The sequence below is a fragment of the Paraburkholderia sp. GAS448 genome (genome assembly GCF_050435685.1).
In the GTDB taxonomy this organism is placed as follows: Bacteria; Pseudomonadota; Gammaproteobacteria; order Burkholderiales; family Burkholderiaceae; genus Paraburkholderia.
Map to the genome: position 1 here is coordinate 1 of NZ_JBNDKT010000028.1, position 17,741 is coordinate 17,741.

Annotated in this window: 18 protein-coding genes and 4 pseudogenes; 8 read left to right on the forward strand and 14 right to left on the reverse strand. The window is 59.5% G+C overall.

Features of this window, described 5'->3' with window-relative positions:
• Positions 1 to 327 precede the first annotated feature (327 nt).
• From P3T23_RS34525 to P3T23_RS34535, 3 genes are all read left to right on the forward strand, one after another.
• A complete protein-coding gene (locus tag P3T23_RS34525) occupies positions 328 to 1,071 on the forward strand; it encodes a tetratricopeptide repeat protein (RefSeq protein WP_429320559.1) in 744 nt (247 codons plus the stop codon).
• A 402-nt stretch (positions 1,072 to 1,473) separates the two neighbouring features.
• Positions 1,474 to 1,770 carry a type II toxin-antitoxin system prevent-host-death family antitoxin gene (locus tag P3T23_RS34530; RefSeq protein ID WP_429320560.1) on the forward strand — a complete coding sequence of 99 codons (297 nt, stop codon included), beginning with the start codon at positions 1,474 to 1,476 and terminating at the stop codon, positions 1,768 to 1,770.
• Positions 1,767 to 2,132, forward strand: a complete 366-nt coding sequence (locus tag P3T23_RS34535; RefSeq protein WP_429320561.1) for a type II toxin-antitoxin system RelE/ParE family toxin — start codon at positions 1,767 to 1,769, stop codon at positions 2,130 to 2,132. Before P3T23_RS34530 ends, P3T23_RS34535 begins: the two co-directional genes overlap by 4 nt.
• A 363-nt stretch (positions 2,133 to 2,495) precedes the next feature.
• On the opposite strand, the pseudogene P3T23_RS34540 reads toward P3T23_RS34535, so the two are convergent.
• From P3T23_RS34540 to P3T23_RS34555, 4 genes and pseudogenes are all read right to left on the reverse strand, one after another.
• Positions 2,496 to 2,681 (reverse strand): annotated as a pseudogene (locus tag P3T23_RS34540) (transposase domain-containing protein); the annotation flags it as partial.
• 237 nt (positions 2,682 to 2,918) lie between these two features.
• Complete coding sequence (locus tag P3T23_RS34545) at positions 2,919 to 3,572, reverse strand: TetR/AcrR family transcriptional regulator (protein WP_429320562.1); 654 nt, start codon at positions 3,570 to 3,572, stop codon at positions 2,919 to 2,921.
• Positions 3,532 to 3,678 (reverse strand): hypothetical protein, encoded by a 147-nt coding sequence (locus P3T23_RS34550; RefSeq protein WP_429320563.1) that lies wholly within the window; start codon positions 3,676 to 3,678, stop codon positions 3,532 to 3,534. Before P3T23_RS34550 ends, P3T23_RS34545 begins: the two co-directional genes overlap by 41 nt.
• A gap of 80 nt (positions 3,679 to 3,758) precedes the next feature.
• Positions 3,759 to 4,190: a hypothetical protein gene (locus P3T23_RS34555; protein WP_429320564.1), complete on the reverse strand. Its 432-nt coding sequence runs from the start codon at positions 4,188 to 4,190 to the stop codon at positions 3,759 to 3,761.
• A 596-nt stretch (positions 4,191 to 4,786) separates the two neighbouring features.
• Between P3T23_RS34555 and P3T23_RS34560 the strand changes: the two are divergent.
• Positions 4,787 to 4,990 (forward strand): annotated as a pseudogene (locus P3T23_RS34560) (IS5/IS1182 family transposase); the annotation flags it as partial.
• On the opposite strand, the pseudogene actP reads toward P3T23_RS34560, so the two are convergent.
• The 5 genes and pseudogenes from actP to P3T23_RS34585 form a co-directional block, all read right to left on the reverse strand.
• A pseudogene (gene actP, locus P3T23_RS34565) lies at positions 4,970 to 5,196 on the reverse strand (cation acetate symporter); the annotation flags it as partial. The pseudogenes P3T23_RS34560 and actP sit on opposite strands and share 21 nt — an antisense overlap.
• Before the next feature lie 97 nt (positions 5,197 to 5,293).
• Positions 5,294 to 6,619 (reverse strand): epoxide hydrolase family protein, encoded by a 1,326-nt coding sequence (locus P3T23_RS34570; RefSeq protein WP_429320565.1) that lies wholly within the window; start codon positions 6,617 to 6,619, stop codon positions 5,294 to 5,296.
• A gap of 83 nt (positions 6,620 to 6,702) precedes the next feature.
• Positions 6,703 to 7,491, reverse strand: coding sequence for an alpha/beta fold hydrolase (locus P3T23_RS34575; RefSeq protein ID WP_429320566.1), 789 nt, complete (start codon positions 7,489 to 7,491; stop codon positions 6,703 to 6,705).
• Between the two features lie 145 nt (positions 7,492 to 7,636).
• The gene (locus tag P3T23_RS34580) at positions 7,637 to 8,689 is read right to left on the reverse strand and encodes an alpha/beta fold hydrolase (RefSeq protein WP_429320567.1); all 1,053 of its coding nucleotides are present in this window, start codon (positions 8,687 to 8,689) and stop codon (positions 7,637 to 7,639) included.
• A gap of 133 nt (positions 8,690 to 8,822) precedes the next feature.
• Positions 8,823 to 9,215, reverse strand: a complete 393-nt coding sequence (locus P3T23_RS34585; RefSeq protein ID WP_429320568.1) for an MAPEG family protein — start codon at positions 9,213 to 9,215, stop codon at positions 8,823 to 8,825.
• Positions 9,216 to 9,466: 251 nt separating this feature from the next.
• Here P3T23_RS34585 and P3T23_RS34590 point away from each other — a divergent pair, with 251 nt between their 5' ends.
• Positions 9,467 to 10,408 carry a GlxA family transcriptional regulator gene (locus tag P3T23_RS34590; RefSeq protein WP_429320569.1) on the forward strand — a complete coding sequence of 314 codons (942 nt, stop codon included), beginning with the start codon at positions 9,467 to 9,469 and terminating at the stop codon, positions 10,406 to 10,408.
• Positions 10,409 to 10,499: 91 nt separating this feature from the next.
• Here P3T23_RS34590 and P3T23_RS34595 read toward each other — a convergent pair whose 3' ends face one another.
• Positions 10,500 to 11,096 (reverse strand): DJ-1/PfpI family protein, encoded by a 597-nt coding sequence (locus tag P3T23_RS34595; RefSeq protein WP_429320570.1) that lies wholly within the window; start codon positions 11,094 to 11,096, stop codon positions 10,500 to 10,502.
• A 90-nt stretch (positions 11,097 to 11,186) separates the two neighbouring features.
• Between P3T23_RS34595 and P3T23_RS34600 the strand changes: the two are divergent.
• Positions 11,187 to 11,492: pseudogene (locus P3T23_RS34600) on the forward strand (GntR family transcriptional regulator); the annotation flags it as partial.
• Between the two features lie 272 nt (positions 11,493 to 11,764).
• Here P3T23_RS34600 and P3T23_RS34605 read toward each other — a convergent pair.
• The 4 genes from P3T23_RS34605 to P3T23_RS34620 all read right to left on the reverse strand — a co-directional run bounded on the left by P3T23_RS34605 (position 11,765) and on the right by P3T23_RS34620 (position 16,094).
• Positions 11,765 to 12,784, reverse strand: coding sequence for a zinc-dependent alcohol dehydrogenase family protein (locus P3T23_RS34605; protein WP_429320571.1), 1,020 nt, complete (start codon positions 12,782 to 12,784; stop codon positions 11,765 to 11,767).
• Positions 12,785 to 13,083: 299 nt separating this feature from the next.
• Positions 13,084 to 13,515 carry a tautomerase family protein gene (locus P3T23_RS34610; protein WP_429320572.1) on the reverse strand — a complete coding sequence of 144 codons (432 nt, stop codon included), beginning with the start codon at positions 13,513 to 13,515 and terminating at the stop codon, positions 13,084 to 13,086.
• Between the two features lie 206 nt (positions 13,516 to 13,721).
• Positions 13,722 to 14,609, reverse strand: a complete 888-nt coding sequence (locus P3T23_RS34615; RefSeq protein WP_429320573.1) for a 3-keto-5-aminohexanoate cleavage protein — start codon at positions 14,607 to 14,609, stop codon at positions 13,722 to 13,724.
• A gap of 78 nt (positions 14,610 to 14,687) precedes the next feature.
• Positions 14,688 to 16,094 (reverse strand): NAD-dependent succinate-semialdehyde dehydrogenase, encoded by a 1,407-nt coding sequence (locus P3T23_RS34620; protein ID WP_429320574.1) that lies wholly within the window; start codon positions 16,092 to 16,094, stop codon positions 14,688 to 14,690.
• Positions 16,095 to 16,256: 162 nt separating this feature from the next.
• Here P3T23_RS34620 and P3T23_RS34625 point away from each other — a divergent pair, with 162 nt between their 5' ends.
• Together P3T23_RS34625 and P3T23_RS34630 are read left to right on the forward strand one after the other, a co-directional pair.
• Positions 16,257 to 16,553 (forward strand): DUF1330 domain-containing protein, encoded by a 297-nt coding sequence (locus P3T23_RS34625; RefSeq protein ID WP_429320575.1) that lies wholly within the window; start codon positions 16,257 to 16,259, stop codon positions 16,551 to 16,553.
• 410 nt (positions 16,554 to 16,963) lie between these two features.
• Entirely contained in the window at positions 16,964 to 17,740 is a 777-nt protein-coding gene (locus tag P3T23_RS34630) for an enoyl-CoA hydratase/isomerase family protein (protein WP_429320576.1), read from the forward strand.
• Position 17,741 lies beyond the last annotated feature (1 nt).

Consider the following 17,741-nt stretch of genomic DNA (forward strand, 5'->3'; position numbering starts at 1 on the left):
TCATCATCGTGAGTCTGTTCCGTGAGCTGCCTTCTATAACGTCCTCAGCTACGCCAGCGATGACCACCGAGCTGAATAAATCAGCGTTTCCCTAGCGCAGCGTCGCCGACCAGTGAACAGGATACCGGCGCTGCGTCGCCTCTCGAAACCAGACTCGCGGCGACAAGGGCGCTTCTTGACGAAGGCCAAGCGGAGAAGGCTCTTGCAGATGCCGAGCAACTGCGGCAGGAAAACCCTGATAGTCCAGATGTCGCGCTGCTACTCGTCGAATGTCGTGCCCGGTTCCCTTGGCATACGAGAACGGAACTCCTGGATACTATCCGGCTGATGGACGATTACATTGCCAAACGCCCCGAAGATCCCAAGGCATTGTATTTTCGTGGCATATCAAATCTCGGATGCGGATTTCTAGAAGGTGCCGGTGAAGATTTTCGTGCAGCGCTGGTGGTGGCGCCAGAAAACGACCCATTGAATAGCTTAACGCGTGCAGGCCTTGCGGAAGTTTATCGGCGCGGGGGAGAGGTTTCTAAGGCCATAGAAGAAGTAGACCGAGCGCTCCAGGCCAATCCGAAAATCCCTAGTGCGCAGCTAACGCGCCTGGAACTCCTCGCAAGCTACTACCTCTGGCCAGAAATCGGTTTAGTTGCCGAGCAGGTATTACGCCTTAGCCCCGACCCCCGGGCGGTACGGCTTATTGCAGAGGCTCTGTACATACTGGGCCGATTCACGGAAGCAGCAATATTCGTAGAGCGCTTTCAGCAAGGCAGTCCGGTCCATACCGTAGCGCTTGCAGTTCGGGCGCGCGCACGGTACTACCTCAATGACTGTACCGGCGCGTTGACCGACGCGGACGATGCGCTTAAGCAAGATCCCACCGATCCGGACGCTAATCTGGCGCGCGCGCAATCTTTAGCGGCGCTTGAGCGTTGGGATGACGCAACGAGCGCGGCGGAAACCGCGTATCCGTTTGTCCGCCCGTCGGATGCCGGCCGAATTGAACTGCTCCAGGTGCTACGGAGAGTTCACAAAGCTAAGCACGCGTCTCAACAGCCGCCGGAGGCGCCAATTTGATACGTGAGTCCAACAGGCCGGGATTGGGCCGATCGCGAGTGAGGATCGAGTTCGGTCGGCATTACGGTGGTGCTCTTCGCTCGCACTTTGCGTCGGCCTTGGATCGGCGCTATCGTAGGATGGTCGGAGGTGGCGTTATCTATCGCGTCGCTACTCTCCTTATTGACGCAATTGCAAGAGCCGAATCGGCGGGCAACGTCAAAGCCCCTACAGATGGTCTACGCGTCGGTTGCTCGGGAAATGCGATGGTCTGACTGTCCGCAACGGAGGCAATCAACCGACTGCTTCGGGTCGATCAGTGCCATACGAACAGCACTTGAGACGGTTTGTGCAGCGTTTCCCCTTGACTTGCCGCAAGAACATTTGTAGTTTAACGTTAACGAATTCCATCAAGGATTCATAATGCCATTCCAAACCAGTGATGTGGTACCAATTACCGAGGCCCGCGCCCGGTTGACGGAGCTGGCAGAGGCCGTCGTAGCAGGCTCCGAGAAGGTTCTGACGAAGAACGGCTCTGCTTACGTGGCCCTCGTTGACGCGCGGAAGCTGGACTACTACCACGCGCTCGAGGCCGAGCATGGTCGACTGGTCATGCTGGACGATGCGGAGAAGGGTCTCCAGGATGCACTCGCCGGCCGGGTCAAGCCTCTGTCGGAACTGCGCGACACGATGCGGCGTCGCGCTGAGTCCAAGAAATGATGCAGGTTGATTTTGCGGAGACACTCGAGGAGCGACTGGAGACCATCCGAGAATTCATGTTGCAACAGGACGTAGCTTCGGCGCCGGACAGAGCCGAACAATTGTGGATCGAGATCGAGCGTTTCGGCGATCTCGTAGCGCTTCATCCCAAAATTGGACGTCCGGCCGGTGCCCTTTCTGCCACTTCGTTCGAAGGCAAGATGCGGCTTGAACGCGTATTGCAATTGGCTGCCGAAGCGGGGTTGCCCGAAGTGAGGGAGTACGTGCTGCGTTCGCACCTGATTTTGTATGCGCACTCGGATACGCATGTTTTACTGCTATCTATACGTCACCAGCGCGAGCTGAGTTACGTTCAAGAGTAACCGGGACTTCCCGGGAACACGAAACCGGCCTCGAAAGGGTCGGTTTTTTTTTATTAGTCAAACGGGCGGCCTGATTGTTCGTGAGGGCGACCGGCTGAGCGCACCGTGGGACACCGTGACGGCAGAAATGGCGTTGTGACGAGCAGCATGAAAGTGTGATTCACCCGGGATTTCCCGGTAACCAAGAAGCCGACCCCTTATAAGGTCGGCTTTTTTATTTGCCTCTTCGGACCCGTTAAAGCTTCCAACGGGGTAACACGATGACTCCAGGAAAAACTGTAAGCGTCGCGTGAGGCCCGTTGAGAATTCTATGGACAAGGGTGGAAGATCGCGGCAGGCACACCGTGCTGCTGCCAGAAAGGATCAGAGCGAGGCAGGTGTAGATGGGAGGAGATGCTTCGCGACGTTCCATGGCAACAGTTCGTCGATGCGGTTGGCCTGGTGATCCGCAATGTGTGTAAGAACGTATTCAAGGTAGGCGCGTGGGTTGATGTTGTTCAATTTGCACGAGCCGACCAGGCTATACATCGCGGCGGCTCGCTCACCACCGCTATTCACAGATTCGACGGCTTGTCGACGACTTTGGGCACAACTCCGAGCGGCCGCAACTGGGCCATGAAGCGTCATTCGCCCGTTGGGTTAGTCGGACATTCAAACGGCGGCTCCGCTCAGCAAACGGCCATTCGATCCGCGAAAGTGAGCGTTGTTTCATCGGCCTTGCGGTCATTCGTTCATCAGCAAGTCAACGGCAGGTAGTTGCCGCTGATTGACCGCTCTGGTTGCTACTTAAGGCCTGCGGCTGAGGGTCCGTGCTGGTTTGGAAGAACGCTTGCCCTCTCGAACTACTTCGGGGGTAGCCCCTTCGCCTATGGTGCCCAGCACGTTCTTAAGTGCCTGAAGAACCTCCTCCGATAGAGCCGGATTTGCCTTGGCAACGCCGCGCGCTACAGCCACTCCGCCGATCAGGGCTGCCGTGATAGTGAGTGCACGTTCGCGCGTGGATGGCCCCAAGGCATTAGGCCCCTCTGCGGCTTCAATGGCCTTCGCCACCTTATTAAACCCATCAGTGAAACTCGCACTTACGTTCTCGTCCTGGCGTCCGATTTCGCTCGCGGAAGCCGACATTGCACAACTGCCAGCCAGATTGTCCCGCGTTTCCATTGACAGGTAGTACTCAAGGAAATGGTCTAACGTCGGGGGCCGACCGCCGTTGGTGTCCATCAGACATCTGTAGCCGAGTTCCTGGCCGTGAGCTAACGCCTCGGCAGCAATATCCTGCTTGGTCGAGAACTGCGCGTACAGGGCACCGTGCGTCAATCCCGCCTGTTTGCAGATTTCCGCAACGCCTACGCCGTCGATACCGCGCTCACGGAACAGCCGACCAGCGGTTTCGATAAGCCTAGCGCGGTTCTCCGCTGATTTTTCCTTCGTGACCTTCATTGTTGCGATGCCTCCCCCAAAAATGCTTGGCTTCAATAATTGCGATTGAAATCATAATATCGTAAATTGGAACCGAAATCATGAAGCCGTCGTAGTGGTGGGACATGGAGCCAGCTCCGCTTCGTGTAGCGCAACATCGAGTCGTGGCGGCTGATCGCAGTTTGTCTCCTTTCCCTCCTTTACCGCTTACTCCTTTGATGGGGGTAGGGCCCAAATGCTGTCGGGCACCGGATCGGGGCGCAAGTTACGCTCCATGTACTCGCGGAAGAGTTTGACCACCGGCCATGGGCGGGCGAAAAGGCGAAGGCTTTCCACTTTCCCCGTGGTGTCCTCGGTGACAAGAATAGCGATTTGGATCAGATTGCCGTCGATGGCACCGTCGAATGTGACGATGTACCGACCGTCCGGATTTTGGAATTCCGCTACATTCTGGGGCATCCCGTAACAGGTGAACGCCGCCTGAAGGATCTTAACCACCGTGGGGAGCCCCCGGACCTCGTCGGCAGCGGTTGCGAGGATAGGTGAATGGACAACAATGTCTTGACGAAGAGCCGCAACCGCAGCCTGAAGATCAGCAGCCTCCAATGCGGCTGTGAGGGTTCGTTTGTTAATACTCATAGTTTCTACTCCTAAGTTGTAAAACTACCAGCCGATGCAACAGGGTGACCGCGCCCAGATTCCGCTTGGGTGGCCGACCGCAACATCTGCTCTCGGACCTCGCACTTTTCGTGCGCATGACGGGGCTTAATAATTGCGACCGCCATTTATACGTATGATGCTGGTCGCAATCATTAAAGTCAAGGACTGTCTGATACAAGGGTTTCCAAGGAAAAAGCAGCACAGCACGGGGTGTCCGTGATTTTCGTGCCGCTTACCGGGTTAGAGGCATCCAGGCGCGACAGGGTCTGGCGGTCCACCCTCCCAAATAATGTCAAATCAAATCAGATAGTTACTGTCCGGTATTTGTGTGCCGCGTGAAGACCTCTCAGGCGAGGCCTGTCTGGCCAGGATGCCGGGCACCGCGACGGCTGCGCGCGCGAAACCGACCGCAAAGGCCGGCAACCTGGCAACGAGCCCCGTCCGATCGGACGACCGTTTGACCTCGAAACCAGCCATTCAAGCGCTGCGATGCGCAAGTACCGGAACGGGTCGAGCCTGTGTGAAAACGCGTTGATCGCCTGAACTGGATTAACTCGTTCAGCCTGGGTGACCGGATGAAGCGATTCATAGAAGGTGAAGATCGCAAGCAGGTGACTCTGCTTCCAGAATGCCTCGATGACTTCGTTGCCGAGGATAATCCGGTCAGGATCATCGAGGCGTTCGTTGAAGAGCTTGACCTTGGACCACTGGGCTTCAACGGAGTGATGCCATCGACTACAGGTCGCCCGTCCTATCATCCGGCCGTGCTGCTGAAGATCTAGCATCGAGAAGATCCAGATGCCCCCGAACGCGAGCGGCACTGAAACCAACGTGGGGTTGTCGAGGAACACTAGCGCGTGTGCCCGATGCAGCACGTCGACCCACACTGATTTCGAAAGCAGTGTCAGCACCACTGCGGAGATCAGCCCGAGACTGCCGCCACGAGACCTACCAGGAACGCCACATTGATGTGCTCGAAGAGAATACCAAATAGATCGCGGGTACCCTGGGGGCAGGGTCGTCTACTGTGAATCATCGAACGATGCGGACGACGCATAGCGGCGTTATCCGCATCTTCGAGGTCAGCGCAGCGTCCGGAAACTCACGCGAACTTCTTCCGCGAACGCCTGCGGCTGTTCCCACGCCGCAAAGTGTCCGCCTTTCGGAAGCCGGTTATAGTGAATCAGCTTCTGATAAGCGTGCTCCGTCCAGCTCTGCGGCGCCGCGTAGATTTCATCCGGAAACACGCTGACGGCAACGGGAATCGCAACGTGCTTCGGTGCGAAAAAGTTTAACTTGTTCTCCCAATACAGCCGTGCCGACGAAACGGCCGTATTCGTCACCCAGTAGAGCGTGACGTTGTCGAGCACGTCATCTCGCGTCAGGCCCTCGCTCTGACCGTCAAAGACGCGGGCAATCATCGCCTGACTCGCGGCGTCGTGATCGAGCATCCATGCAGCGAGGTCGATAGGCGAATCTTCGATCCCATACAGCGTCTGCGGACGGTTCGCCATCTCTTGCGCATAGCCGAGACCGTGCTTGTAGAAGTAGTCGAGCTGATCGAACGCGTGCTTCTCATCCAGCGAGAGGCTGGCCGGCGGCGGGTTTCCGTACTTCAGTGTATTGGCAATGTCGTCCGGTACGGTGGCCGGCATGTTGGTATGAATGCCCAGCAGTTCCGGCGGTGCGATGAGCGCCATCTGTTCCGTGACCGCATTGCCCCAGTCACCTCCTTGCGCCACGTAGCGCGTGTATCCAAGGCGCTTCATCAAGACGATCCACGCGCGAGCGATACGTGCAGGATCCCAGCCCGTCGCAGTCGGCTTGCCTGAGAAGCCGTAGCCCGGCAACGAAGGGATCACTACGTCGAAAGCGTCCGAGGCATTTCCACCATGGACCGTTGGATTGGTCAGCGGATCGATGATCTTCAACTGCTCGATGATCGAGCCAGGCCATCCGTGCGTGACGATGACCGGTAACGCATTCCGATGTTTCGAGCGAACGTGGATGAAATGAATGTCGAGCCCATCGATCTCGGTGACGAATTGCGGCAGCGCATTCAACCTCGCTTCGACCTTACGCCAGTTGTAATCTGTCGACCAATACTGCGCGAGCTTTTGCATCGTCGCAAGCTGAACGCCTTGCGATGCATCCGTGACCGTTTCGCGTTCCGGCCAACGTGTCGACTTGATACGTCTGCGCAAATCGACGAGTTGTGATTCCGGCACATGCACATGAAGTGGACGGATCGTGGTTTTGTCGCCGCCCCCCGCTGGGGCAACTTCAGTAATGGATTGACTCGGTTCCGCAAAGGCGTACCGGCTCAGTGAGGCCGCAGCAAGGGACGCCGTTGCCATACCAATAAAACGACGACGCGACGGCGCACGAGGATCGATAATATCTAACATGCAAACTCCTGCACTAACCTAGTAATCTTAACGATAAATTAAAAAGACACAATTTATTGACTATCTCGTCCGCCTCACGTTCCTTATTTCGTCACAACCGCTTTGCTTGCCGCCGCGATGATCGCGTCGGCAACCGCCTTCGGATGACTCAGCATTGCGACGTGACTCGAATCGACATGAATAGTCGTTGCGCCGATCTCCCTTGCCATTGCTTCCTCTGCACGCGGATCGATCATGCGATCCTGGTTGGCGACCACGAACCAGGATGGCTTCGCGTGCCACGCAGCGATACTCACCCTGTCGTCCAGACAGCCCGCGAACCACGGTCCTTGCGTCGTCGCGAGGACACGTGCTTGCGACGTCGGCAGATCCTGGGCGAAGTCATTGATCACCGCGTTGGTGGACAACGTCAGGAAGTTTGCAGAGTCTTTCCTCAGTTCGCCTGCCCAGGCCTGAGCCGGCTGGTTTTTCATCATGTCGTTGACCGATACGCCGCTGTCCGGAACGAGAGCGGCTACATACACGAGCGCCTTGACTTTGTCGTCGTCGCCAGCCTGCGTGATCACGAAGCCGCCCCACGAATGCCCTACGAGCACAACGGGACCAGTTTGCTGTTCTATTGCGCGCCTCGTTGCCGCCGTATCATCCGCGAGCGAGCTGAGCGGATTCTGAACTGAAACCACATGAAGACCACGCGCCTCGAGCAGCGGGATCACCCTTTCCCAGCTCGATCCGTCTGCGAAAGCCCCGTGCACAAGGACGATGTTCGTTCCTTTCAGGTCCTGCGGCGGGGCAGCATGGGCCGCGTGCAGCGCGGACACGCTGCCAAGCAGAAGCACGGACGTGAGATATCTCTTCAACAGAAGATACATCATGGAATCCTTATCAAATGTGTGGAGTGAGCAGTTAGCATCGCAGGCAGCTCGCGCGGAACCGGGTCGGTCAAATGACCGGCACCACCGCGGTCGGTCGAGAAGCCGGCTGGATTTCTGTCCTTAAGGCGCGGCGCGTGAACGCTTAGTAGCTTGCGACTTCGATCACTGCGTCCGCAAAGGCCTTGGCAGCTTCCTGCGGCAGGTTGTGACCGATCCCACCCGCGATGTTGCGGTGCATGTATTTGCCGACGAACTTCTTCGCATACGCCTCTGGCTCCGGATGGGAAGCGCCGTTCACGTCGCCTTCAAGGGTAATCGTCGGCACAGCGATGACCGGCCCGACCGCAAGACGCGCTTCCAGCGCATCGTATTGCGGCTCCCCGTTTGAGAGACTCAATCGCCAGCGGTAGTTGTCGATCACGATCGCAACGTGGTCCGGATTCTGCAAGGCACTTGCGGATCGTTCAAACGTCGCATCGTCGAAGTTCCATTTCGGTGACGCAAGTTGCCAGATGAGCTTCGCGAAGTCGTGCCGATTCGCTTCATAGCCTTGCCTGCCCCGCTCCGTCGCGAAGTAGAACTGATACCACCATGCGAGCTCCGCCTTCGGTGGCAAGGGCGCCTTGTTGCCCGCCTGGTTACCGATCAGATAACCACTCACCGAGACCAATGCCTTGCAGCGCTCCGGCCACAACGCCGCGACGACATTGGCCGAACGCGCGCCCCAGTCGAAACCGCCGATGATGGCCGTCTCAATCTTCAGCGCATCCATCAGCGCGATGACGTCGACGGCGAGCACCGACTGCTGGCCATTGCGGACCGTATCGCGGGAAAGAAACCGCGTCGTGCCATAGCCGCGCAGGTACGGGACGATCACCCGGTAGCCCGCCGACGCAAGCCGAGGCGCGACGTTGGCGAAGCTATGGATGTCATAAGGCCAGCCATGGAGCAAGATCACGGCCGGGCCGCTGACCGGCCCGACTTCGGCATAACCGACGTTCAGAACGCCGGCATCGATCTGCTTGATCGTGCCGAACGAACTATTCGACGCTGCGGTATTCGCGCTTGCAGCAGATTGGCTCGACTTCTCGACTTGCGCGTCCACTATCCCGCTCAAGACCGATTCCATCGCGCCAACGCTGACAACTGCCGTCCCCAAAAAGCGCCGACGACGAGTGTTGATCTGATTCGACATCAGTACCTCTTCTCTTCAGGTTGATTCATTTCGCGCTGAATGCGCATGGCTTGAGTCGGCGCGTCGCCCTTTGCGCTGAGCGCGGCTACCGATCGTTGAGCGGCGGACCCAATCACGCGACGCGGCCAGAGGACTAGTGGCCGTTGAGCAATGCAACACAGAGGGCCACCCCGAAAGCGTACGTTCCCAGGGCCCCGATAGCTCGGGCTGGATTGGGCTTCGACATGGTCTGCCAGGCAACTAGCGCGACCACCAGGAGCAAGCGGCAGGCAGTTGCGCCTACCATGCACCAGAGTTGCCAGTGATGGGGATGCTGAGAGCCGAGGTACAAAAAGAGCACCGCGAAGAATGGAGCGTACTCGGCGGTGTTACCGTGAGCGCGAACCAGTTTGGTTAGCAACTGATCAGGCTCAGGTGCGGAGCCAGTCAGCACGCCAACGCGAGAGCGCAGGATAGAAATGGAGAGTCCGAGAGCGAACAGGAGGAGGCCAAGGGCAGCGGTACAGGCCAGTGCCGTACTATTCATTCGATACCCCTTGCCTGGCACCCGGTAACCACGGCGGTGCCCTTGGACTGCTTCTGGATCATGTGAAATCTCCTTGGAAAATAGACGCTCTTTCGACATGCCTATCGTGAGGCCTTGGACGATGGCTTGAAAGACGGAAATCCAATGTTTTAGGACAACCAATGCTTCCGGACATGCACCGGAATTGCATCAGCGCGGGAGTGGGACTATGATTGGCTCAAATCACCGATATCTGCATTTTGGGACATCCTATGAAGACCGTTGCCTTGTTGCTCTTCCCGGGGTTCGAGATCCTCGACCTCGCCGTCATTGCCGTATTCGAGTTGGCGAACAAGGAGCTCGGGTACGAGTCCTATCGGCAAGTCCGGCTGTCCGAAGCCGGGGGGCCTGTACCAAGCTACTCAGGCGCCACGGTGGACTCGAGCAAGTTCCGGAACGCGGCGTTCGATACGCTGCTGGTCCTCGGCTCCATCCCCGTCCCGACTTCCACACCGAGGATGAGGTCATTCCTGAAGCGCGCCGAACAGGCTTGCAGGCGAGTGGGCAGCATCTGCACCGGCGCGTTCATCCTCGCGGAAGCAGGGGTCCTCGACGGCCGCCGTGCAACGACCCACTGGTCCGCGGCTCAGGAGCTTCAGCGGCGACACCCGGACGTGAAGGTTCTGCCGGACCGAATCTTCACGAACGACGGCGGCGTGTGGACATCGGCTGGCATGACCGCCTGCATCGACCTGGCTCTGGCCATGGTCGAAGAAGACCATGGAGAGGAGGTGGCGAAGGCCGTGGCGAAGAAACTGGTGGTCTACCACCGGCGTACCAGCGGCCAGTCCCAGTTCTCGGCGCTGCTGGAGCTTCAGCCCAGATCAGACCGCATACAGAAGGTGCTTTCCTTCGCCAGAGCTAACCTTCACCTGGCTCTTTCCGTGGAGGTCATCGCTGACGCCGCGCACGTGAGCCCAAGACAACTGAGCCGAATCTTCAAGACTGAGACCGGACAGTCTCCTGCGCAGGCAGTGGAGAAGCTGCGCGTCGATGTCGCGCGCAGCCTCGTCGACGCTGGGGAGCTCTCACTTACAGTGATCGCCAGGGAGACCGGTTTCGGCGACACCGAAAGGATGCGCAGAGCATTCGTCAGGACGTTGGGCCAACCTCCCCAGACCATCCGCCGGGTTGCAAGGCAGCAAGCTGCCTAGCCAGGCGGGCCCCTCGAACTGTGGGTTTTTCCCGTTGGGGGGACCGTGTCGTCCAGGTACTCGGTGCGCAGTTTTCAGGTGCCGTATTTCCTTAGATGAATGGCGAAATATTCGCTATTGCACGCGTCACGTAGGTCTCCTTCTCTCCCACTGGGGCGACATGCTGAATCGCGTTGCGTGCAGCCTCGACGCCCTCAAGACGCGCGATGAACCAGGCCGCCAGATACTGCGACGACAGGCACCCGCCTGCCGTCGCGACGTTCTGCTTCGCCACGAACGGCTGGTTGAGCACCGCCACGCCGGCTTCTTCGACCCACGGTTTGGTGGTCACGTCAGTACACGCCGGAACGCCGTCCAGCAGGCCCAGCTTCGCAAGTATCAGCGTGCCCGAGCACTGCGCGCCGAGCAGGTGGCGCGTCGGGTCGAGCCTTAGCTGCGACATCAACGCGGCATCGGCGACGACGTCCCGGGTCTTTATCCCGCTGCCGACCAGCACCGCGTCGGCCTCGCATGCGTCCTGCAGCGACGCTTGCGCCTCCAGCGCCACGCCGTTCATCGACCGCACCCTCGTTGACGGGCTGGCGATCGAAACCCGCCAGCCGGGCTTTTTGACCCGGTTGACGATGTTTAGCGCGATCAGCGAGTCGAGTTCGTTAAAGCCCTCAAAGGTCAGGATGGCGATGTGCATGACGTCCTCGCGCGGGTGGAGAGGTTGTGATGAGCCATGCTAGAGCCGATAATAAATACAATCAAATAATTGTCATGGATACATTCGGCTATGGCTCAGCCGCGCTACAAGCAACTGGTCGACCGTCTCGCCGCCGATATCCGTGGGGGCCGTCTGCGTCCCGGGACGCGTCTGCCAACGCACCGCGACCTTGCTGTTCGCGAAGGCCTGGCTCTGGTCACGGCCACGCGTGTTTATGCGGAGCTGCAGGAGATGGGTTTGGTGAGCGGCGAAACCGGCCGTGGCACATTCGTCAAGGAGGCGCTCCCTCGAGGTCAGCGCATCGACCTGAGTGCGTGGAGCGTGGACACAGTAGACCTGAGCTTCAACTACCAGTCGTGCTCAGTCCAGACGAAGAGGGCCGCCTGATCGCTGCCTAAGGCTAAGGGTTGAACACGCTGCGCTTGCGACGCGCAGCCTTGCCCCGGAACGGTTCGCGGTTTTCGTCGGATTACCCACGTTTTACATACACCACGGACTTGTCCTGAAACACGTACTGCGAAGAACTAACAAATGTCGCGCCTGATTGATGCCGTCTTACTTCAACCTTCGATCGAGCTTCATTCGCTCCCCCCAATCGCGGCCGCCGAGCGGCGCAAAGCCGCCTGCGACGATGACACGGGCGAAGCTCAGCCCTCCGCGAACGCCAACAGCGGTTTGGCGTCGTGTGCGGCGCTCTCCGCGGCCGTGAAGGCTTCGTGTGCGTGGTCGACGTGGTAGCGACGCGCTGCCGGCGGCTTCAAGGTGCCCTCGGCCATGCGATCGAGCAGACTACGCAGCGTCTGGCTGCCCTCATTCACCCCCTTGCGTGCGAGCCACGAGAAGATGAGCCAGCCGCGCACCTCGGCACTCGAGTAGACAAGCGCCGGGGCGAAAATCGGCATCTCGAAGGCCGCCGGGTCGGTCTGACGGTGCGACGACAAGGCTCCGTAGACGAGCAGGCGTCCGTTCGGGGCCAGCTGACGCGCAAGGGTGGCGCCGGTGCGGCCGGCGACACAGTCGATCGCGCTCACGATGCCATTGCTGCCGGTGGCCTCCTTCAGCTGCTCGGGCCAGCGTTCGTCCGCGGTACATAGCACGACGTCACCGCCAAGATCCTGGATCTCGGCGACTTGCTCTTCACGGCGTACGAGGTTGATGGTGCGGAACCCCTCCGCTTTCGCGATCTGCAGCACGAGGCGACCGACAGTCGAGCCGGCCGCGCTCTGGACAAGCCAGTCGCCGCGTCCAAGCTGGTGCTCCGACATCGTCATCGCCCATGCCGTCATCGGGTTGATCAGGGCCTGCGCGGCGTCCTCGTCGGAGATCGCCACCGGTACAGGAATCGCGCGGACGCCCGGACTGATGACTTGCTCTCTCCAGGTTCCGGGCACGTCCAGCAAAACGACGCGCTCTCCGATCCGCGTGCGCGGCACGTCGCTGCCGACGGCGTCGATGATTCCGACGCCCTCGGACCCGGGCGAGGCGGGCAGTTCGGGCTGACGCTGACGGGCGAAACGTCCACGGATGACGTGCAAGTCGGACGGGTGCACGGGCGCCAGCAGCATCCTCACGCGGACTTCAGCTGGCCCCGGCGTGGGCTCGGACAAATCACGCCAATGGACGACCTCTGATGGCTCGCCGTTGTGTTCAATGATCAGGGCCTTCATGTGGTTTCTCCTTCGAGTTACGGTGTTACTCGTGCCCCTGGGGGCGCGACCCGATGCCAAGCACTTTTCGCAACGGACGGCAACTCGCTGCGTAGCTTTCCGGGCAGCACTGCCCGCGGCGATCAACGTCGAGGGGCATTCCGCGCGCGTGGCATTGGCGGCCACGCTGTCGCCGCCCGCCCGCCTCGATGCGGGCCGCTACCCGTGCTTCGATCTGACGACGTCCAGCACGTCCGCCGACGGCGCGGGTGTCGCGGTCCTTGCAGTGGGCGACGCTGCTTCAGACGAAACTGAGCGATTCAACCTTCGCTCGGATCATATGGCGACGCCCGGTTTTCACGCTTCCACTTCTTCTCAGCTTCCGTATCAGGCCGAGGTGGTCGAATGCTGTCGATCAACCACAGTTCTCGCGGTGTCTCGCCGACATGCAACTCGTAGTGATAGCCTCGATCCTGGACAAATGGCGCAATCGCAGCGTTCGCCTTGCGGAGCCAGGATGCCGTCCACTCTGGATCCTTGGCGATGTGTCTGGCGAACTGGTCCAATCTGATTCTGACAAAGTCGTCTCGCGGCTCACCCCCCATGAAGAAGGAATCTTTCGGCTGTTCATGAAACAGAACGCCTACGTAGAAGCGAGGAATGATGTAAATGTCGGCGATCCGGTTGGCCATCTCGTGCTTCTCCTCTGCCGTGTAGGCGCCGACCGGATGATAGATATTCCACAAAGGCATTTTTGTCTCCATGCATCGATAGATGCCGCGTTTCTTTGGTCAGAACATCTAAGTCTCTTGCGAGAAAGGATGAACTTGACATGAGTGAGGCGGCGGTATCGGTAGCCCAGGGACAGGCTACCGGTTAAAGCCATTGCTGCTTCGCAGCGCAGCGTTCATAGGGAAGGCGGACCCGCTACCTATCGGCTCCCATTATTCAACCCGTTCTATTGGCGACGGGGAAGGCCCAGTATGCTGCGAGCTTCGTCAGGCGTTGCTACGTCCGCGCCGATGCTTTTGATGATACTGACTGCACGTTTAACCAGTGCTGCGTTGCCTGGCGCCAGTTCGCCTTTGGCGAGGTAAAGATTGTCCTCGAGGCCGACGCGGACATGTCCGCCGAGAATCACGCTTTGAGCCACGATCGGAAATTGCGCGCGCGAGATACCAAACGCCGACCAACGGGCGTTCTCGGGCAGATAACGTTTCATCTGTAGAAGGCTTTCGGTGTCGGCGGCCGCTCCCCATGGCACACCAAGACACAACTGAAACAGCGGAGCCTGCAGAATCCCGTGCGTTTCGATCAGGTGGCGCGCGAGGCGCACGTGCCCGAGATCGAATACCTCGATTTCCGGCTTCACGCCTGCTTCCTCGATCAAGGTTGCCATTTTGATCAGATGGTCGGGCACGTTGACGAATGCGTGATTGCCGAAGTTCATGGTCGCCACGTCCAGGCTGCAGATTTCTGGACGCAACTCGAGCACATGTCGGACGCGGGCCTCAGGCATCATCATCGTACTCAACTTGGTTCCCCTGCTCGGGTCTTCGTCGCTGGGCACGAAGCGTGCGCCCGGGCCTGTCGTCAGATTGATCAATATCGGGCACCCACTTTCGCGGATACGCGAAACGACTTCTCTGTAATGCGACAGCTCGGTGCTTTGCATGCCAGTTTTGGGGTCACGAACATGAATGTGGGCGATGCTCGCACCGGCTTCACACGCAGCAATGGCCTCATTGGCGATTTGCTCGGGCGTCACGGGCACTGCAGGGCTCAGCCGCGGGGTATCGTCGGCTCCTCCAGTGAGCGCGCAACTGATAATCGTCTTGTTCATCATGGTGTTCGGTCAAAGGGAAAGAGGAGCGAGGCGCCAGGATCGCGCGGTTCGCCATGTGAGCAGCATCAGGTACCCCGTTCAAGCGGCCCGCGCGGGGCCGAACGGTGCCGCCCCGACGGGGGCAACCTTGATCAGCTTCTTGTTGACGAACTCGTCGAACCCCAGTTGAGAAAGCTCCCGGCCAAAACCTGAACGCTTGACGCCGCCGAACGGCAGTTCCGCCGCCGTGGCGAACGGCTGATTGACGAACACCATGCCGCTGTCGATCTGCGCGGCGACCCGCTCGCCACGTTCGATATCCGCGGTAAACACCGACGCGCCGAGACCGTATGGCGTGCCATTGGCGAGCGCAATCGCGGCGGCTTCGTCCTCGACAACGTGGAACGCGGCGACCGGGCCGAACAGTTCTTCGGCGAAGACGGGATTTTGTGGCGTGATGTCGGTCAGAACCGTCGGTCGCAAATAGAAGCCCGGGCGCTCGACGCGCTTGCCGCCACACGCGATGCGCGCGCCGTGTGAAGTCGCGCGATCGATCTGCTCAAGCAGCAGATTTAGCGCGCGCTCGGACGCGACCGGGGCGACGGCGGTCGCCGGATCGGTCGGATCGCCAGTCTTTAGCGCTGCCACCCGCTGCGCGAAGCCTTCGAGAAACGCGTCGCCGCGTGCCTTGCCAACTACGATGATGCGCTTGGAAGCGACGCATAGCTGACCTGCATTGGTCATGCGGCCCGCGACCGCGCTCTGGATCGCCCAGTCGAGCGGCGCATCCTCGAGCACGATGAACGGATCGCTGCCGCCCAGTTCGAGCACGACTTTCTTCAGATTCCGGCCGGCACGTTCAGCGACGGCGGCGCCCGCGCGTTCGCTACCCGTTAACGTCACACCCCGGACGCGCGGGTCGTCGATGACGTGCCCGGCCTGTTCGATCGAAATGAACAGATTCGTATATACACCTTCGGGCGCACCCGCTTCCTCGAACAGTCGCGCGAAGGCCAACGCCGATTGCGGCACGTTTTCGGCGTGTTTGAGCAGCAGCACATTGCCCACCATCAGCTGCGGCCCTGCCACTCGCGCAATCTGGTAGTACGGCAAATTCCACGGCTCGATGCCGAGCAGCACGCCGATCGGCTCGACGTGCACGGCCGCGCCGGGCGCTTCTGCGAGCGGGCGGGGCTGGAGATAGGTTTGTGCGTGCTTCGCGTAGTAGTCGAGGATGCTGGCCGCCGATTCGACTTCCTTGAGTGCTTCACCGCTGCGTTTGCCCATTTCCAGCGTCAGATAGCCGGCATATTCGACAGCCTTTTCCCGCAGCAGCGCCGCGGCGCGCGACACAATGCGTGCCCGATCACTAACCGGACGGCGGCGCCAGTCGGTTTCAAATGCGCGATGCGCAGCAGCGAGCTTTGCTTCGAGCAACGGGTCGGATATGTCGTCGTAGGTGGCGAGCAGTTCGCCCGTAGCTGGATTGATAGTCGTGTACGGCATGAGGTTCTCCGCGAAACGGTTGGCATCGAGTCATCGAACGGCTTGATGTTAACACCGTTATCTAATCTCTTGCATCCGTTTTTGAGGCCAGGAATAACCCTGGTAGATCTTCATGTTAACGGTGTTACTATGATGGCGTGATTTTTCAACTGAGGACGCGAAATGAGCAAAGGATATTGGGTGGCAGCGTATCGGGCGATTCATGACGCGAGCAAGCTCGCGGCGTACGGCCCCCTCGCGACGACGGTGGTAAAAGCGGCGGGCGGAAAGTTCCTGGTGCGAGGCGGCGAGGTCTTTGCGTTCGAAGCGGGTCTGAAAGAGCGGACCGTCGTGGTCGAATTCCCGAGTTTCGAGCAGGCTCTTGCCACCTATCAGAGCGAGGCCTATCAGGAGGCGTTGGCCGTGCTGGGAGATGGTGCGGAAAGGGACGCGCGCGTCGTCGCGGGTGTCGACGACTGAGACACTCCCAGGAGACTACCGAGGCCGCCGCTCGCACTGCATGACAGTGCGGGCGCTGTTCACGATGGAGCGGCCGGCATTCCATCAGTGTGACTTTCGTGCCTCCACTCACTGACAGGATCAACCTCAGGCCTTGATGGGCAAACATATATCGCATCGATCGTGACGTTCTGTTTTAGCTCGTCATACTACCTATATCGCATCAAAGACTGCATTACAACGTACGAATACTCGAAGCCCGCCTCGATTCCAGTCGTAGTCTGATTGCATTTTCTACGACAGAGAAACGAACCTCTCTTGCTGTTACTTGTTTCAGCCAGGGGAAACGCTGGTATCGATACCTCACTCAGATGTTATGCATGTTAACATGCAGATTGAAAAACGTCTGAATCAGACCAAATGGAGCAAGAATGGACGAAGCAATTGTTCTGAAGGAACTCAAAGGACATGTGACGGTTCTTACGATGAACCGTCGCCCGCATAACCTGATGGGTCCGACGCTGTATCGCGCGCTACTCGATGAATTCGACGATGCGGTAAAACGCGGCTCGCGCGCGATCCTGCTGCGCAGCGGTCTGCGGCACTTCTCGGCGGGTGCTGAGGTGTCACTTTTCCCGGATCGCATTGCCACGCAAGGCAAGGCGCTGATGGATCCACTCGAGGTGCTTCGCGGCTTCGAGACACTACCGATCCCGATCGTCGTCGCGGTGAACGGTACATGCCTCGGCGGTGGCTTCGAAGTGGCGCTCGCCTGCGACTTCAGCGTGGTCGCCGCATCAGCCAAGATCGGATCGGTCGAGGTCGCACTCGGCCTGCATCCGCTGCTCGGTGGCATCCAGCGTCAGGTGATGCGTGCCGGCCCGGCGCGTGCGAAAGAGCTCGCGATGCTCGGCCGCCGTTACGACGCGGCGACGCTCGAACGCTGGGGCCTGATCAATCTCGTCGTACCCGACGACAAACTCGACGAAGTCGCGTTGTCGGTTGCGCAGGAACTGGCGGCCGGGCCGACCGTCGCGCATGCCGCGACCAAGCAGCTCGTGCGGGTCGCGGTCAACGAGGGGGTCGCTGCCGCCGACGAAGCGATGTTCGAACTGCAAAAGCCGATCTGGGCGTCGCAGGATCTCAAGCGCGGACTGGAGGCCTTCGATAAGGCCGGCCCAGGTACCGCCACTTTCGAAGGGAATTGAC

Bases quoted from the DNA above. Each gene is read 5' to 3' on its own strand.
- P3T23_RS34525 (WP_429320559.1), top strand. From the start codon at position 328: ATGGACGATTACATTGCCAAACGCCCCGAAGATCCCAAGGCATTGTAT.
- P3T23_RS34530 (WP_429320560.1), top strand. From the start codon at position 1,474: ATGCCATTCCAAACCAGTGATGTGGTACCAATTACCGAGGCCCGCGCC.
- P3T23_RS34535 (WP_429320561.1), top strand. From the start codon at position 1,767: ATGATGCAGGTTGATTTTGCGGAGACACTCGAGGAGCGACTGGAGACC.
- P3T23_RS34545 (WP_429320562.1), bottom strand. From the start codon at position 3,572: ATGAAGGTCACGAAGGAAAAATCAGCGGAGAACCGCGCTAGGCTTATC.
- P3T23_RS34550 (WP_429320563.1), bottom strand. From the start codon at position 3,678: ATGTCCCACCACTACGACGGCTTCATGATTTCGGTTCCAATTTACGAT.
- P3T23_RS34555 (WP_429320564.1), bottom strand. From the start codon at position 4,190: ATGAGTATTAACAAACGAACCCTCACAGCCGCATTGGAGGCTGCTGAT.
- P3T23_RS34570 (WP_429320565.1), bottom strand. From the start codon at position 6,619: ATGTTAGATATTATCGATCCTCGTGCGCCGTCGCGTCGTCGTTTTATT.
- P3T23_RS34575 (WP_429320566.1), bottom strand. From the start codon at position 7,491: ATGTATCTTCTGTTGAAGAGATATCTCACGTCCGTGCTTCTGCTTGGC.
- P3T23_RS34580 (WP_429320567.1), bottom strand. From the start codon at position 8,689: ATGTCGAATCAGATCAACACTCGTCGTCGGCGCTTTTTGGGGACGGCA.
- P3T23_RS34585 (WP_429320568.1), bottom strand. From the start codon at position 9,215: ATGAATAGTACGGCACTGGCCTGTACCGCTGCCCTTGGCCTCCTCCTG.
- P3T23_RS34590 (WP_429320569.1), top strand. From the start codon at position 9,467: ATGAAGACCGTTGCCTTGTTGCTCTTCCCGGGGTTCGAGATCCTCGAC.
- P3T23_RS34595 (WP_429320570.1), bottom strand. From the start codon at position 11,096: ATGCACATCGCCATCCTGACCTTTGAGGGCTTTAACGAACTCGACTCG.
- P3T23_RS34605 (WP_429320571.1), bottom strand. From the start codon at position 12,784: ATGAAGGCCCTGATCATTGAACACAACGGCGAGCCATCAGAGGTCGTC.
- P3T23_RS34610 (WP_429320572.1), bottom strand. From the start codon at position 13,515: ATGCCTTTGTGGAATATCTATCATCCGGTCGGCGCCTACACGGCAGAG.
- P3T23_RS34615 (WP_429320573.1), bottom strand. From the start codon at position 14,609: ATGATGAACAAGACGATTATCAGTTGCGCGCTCACTGGAGGAGCCGAC.
- P3T23_RS34620 (WP_429320574.1), bottom strand. From the start codon at position 16,094: ATGCCGTACACGACTATCAATCCAGCTACGGGCGAACTGCTCGCCACC.
- P3T23_RS34625 (WP_429320575.1), top strand. From the start codon at position 16,257: ATGAGCAAAGGATATTGGGTGGCAGCGTATCGGGCGATTCATGACGCG.
- P3T23_RS34630 (WP_429320576.1), top strand. From the start codon at position 16,964: ATGGACGAAGCAATTGTTCTGAAGGAACTCAAAGGACATGTGACGGTT.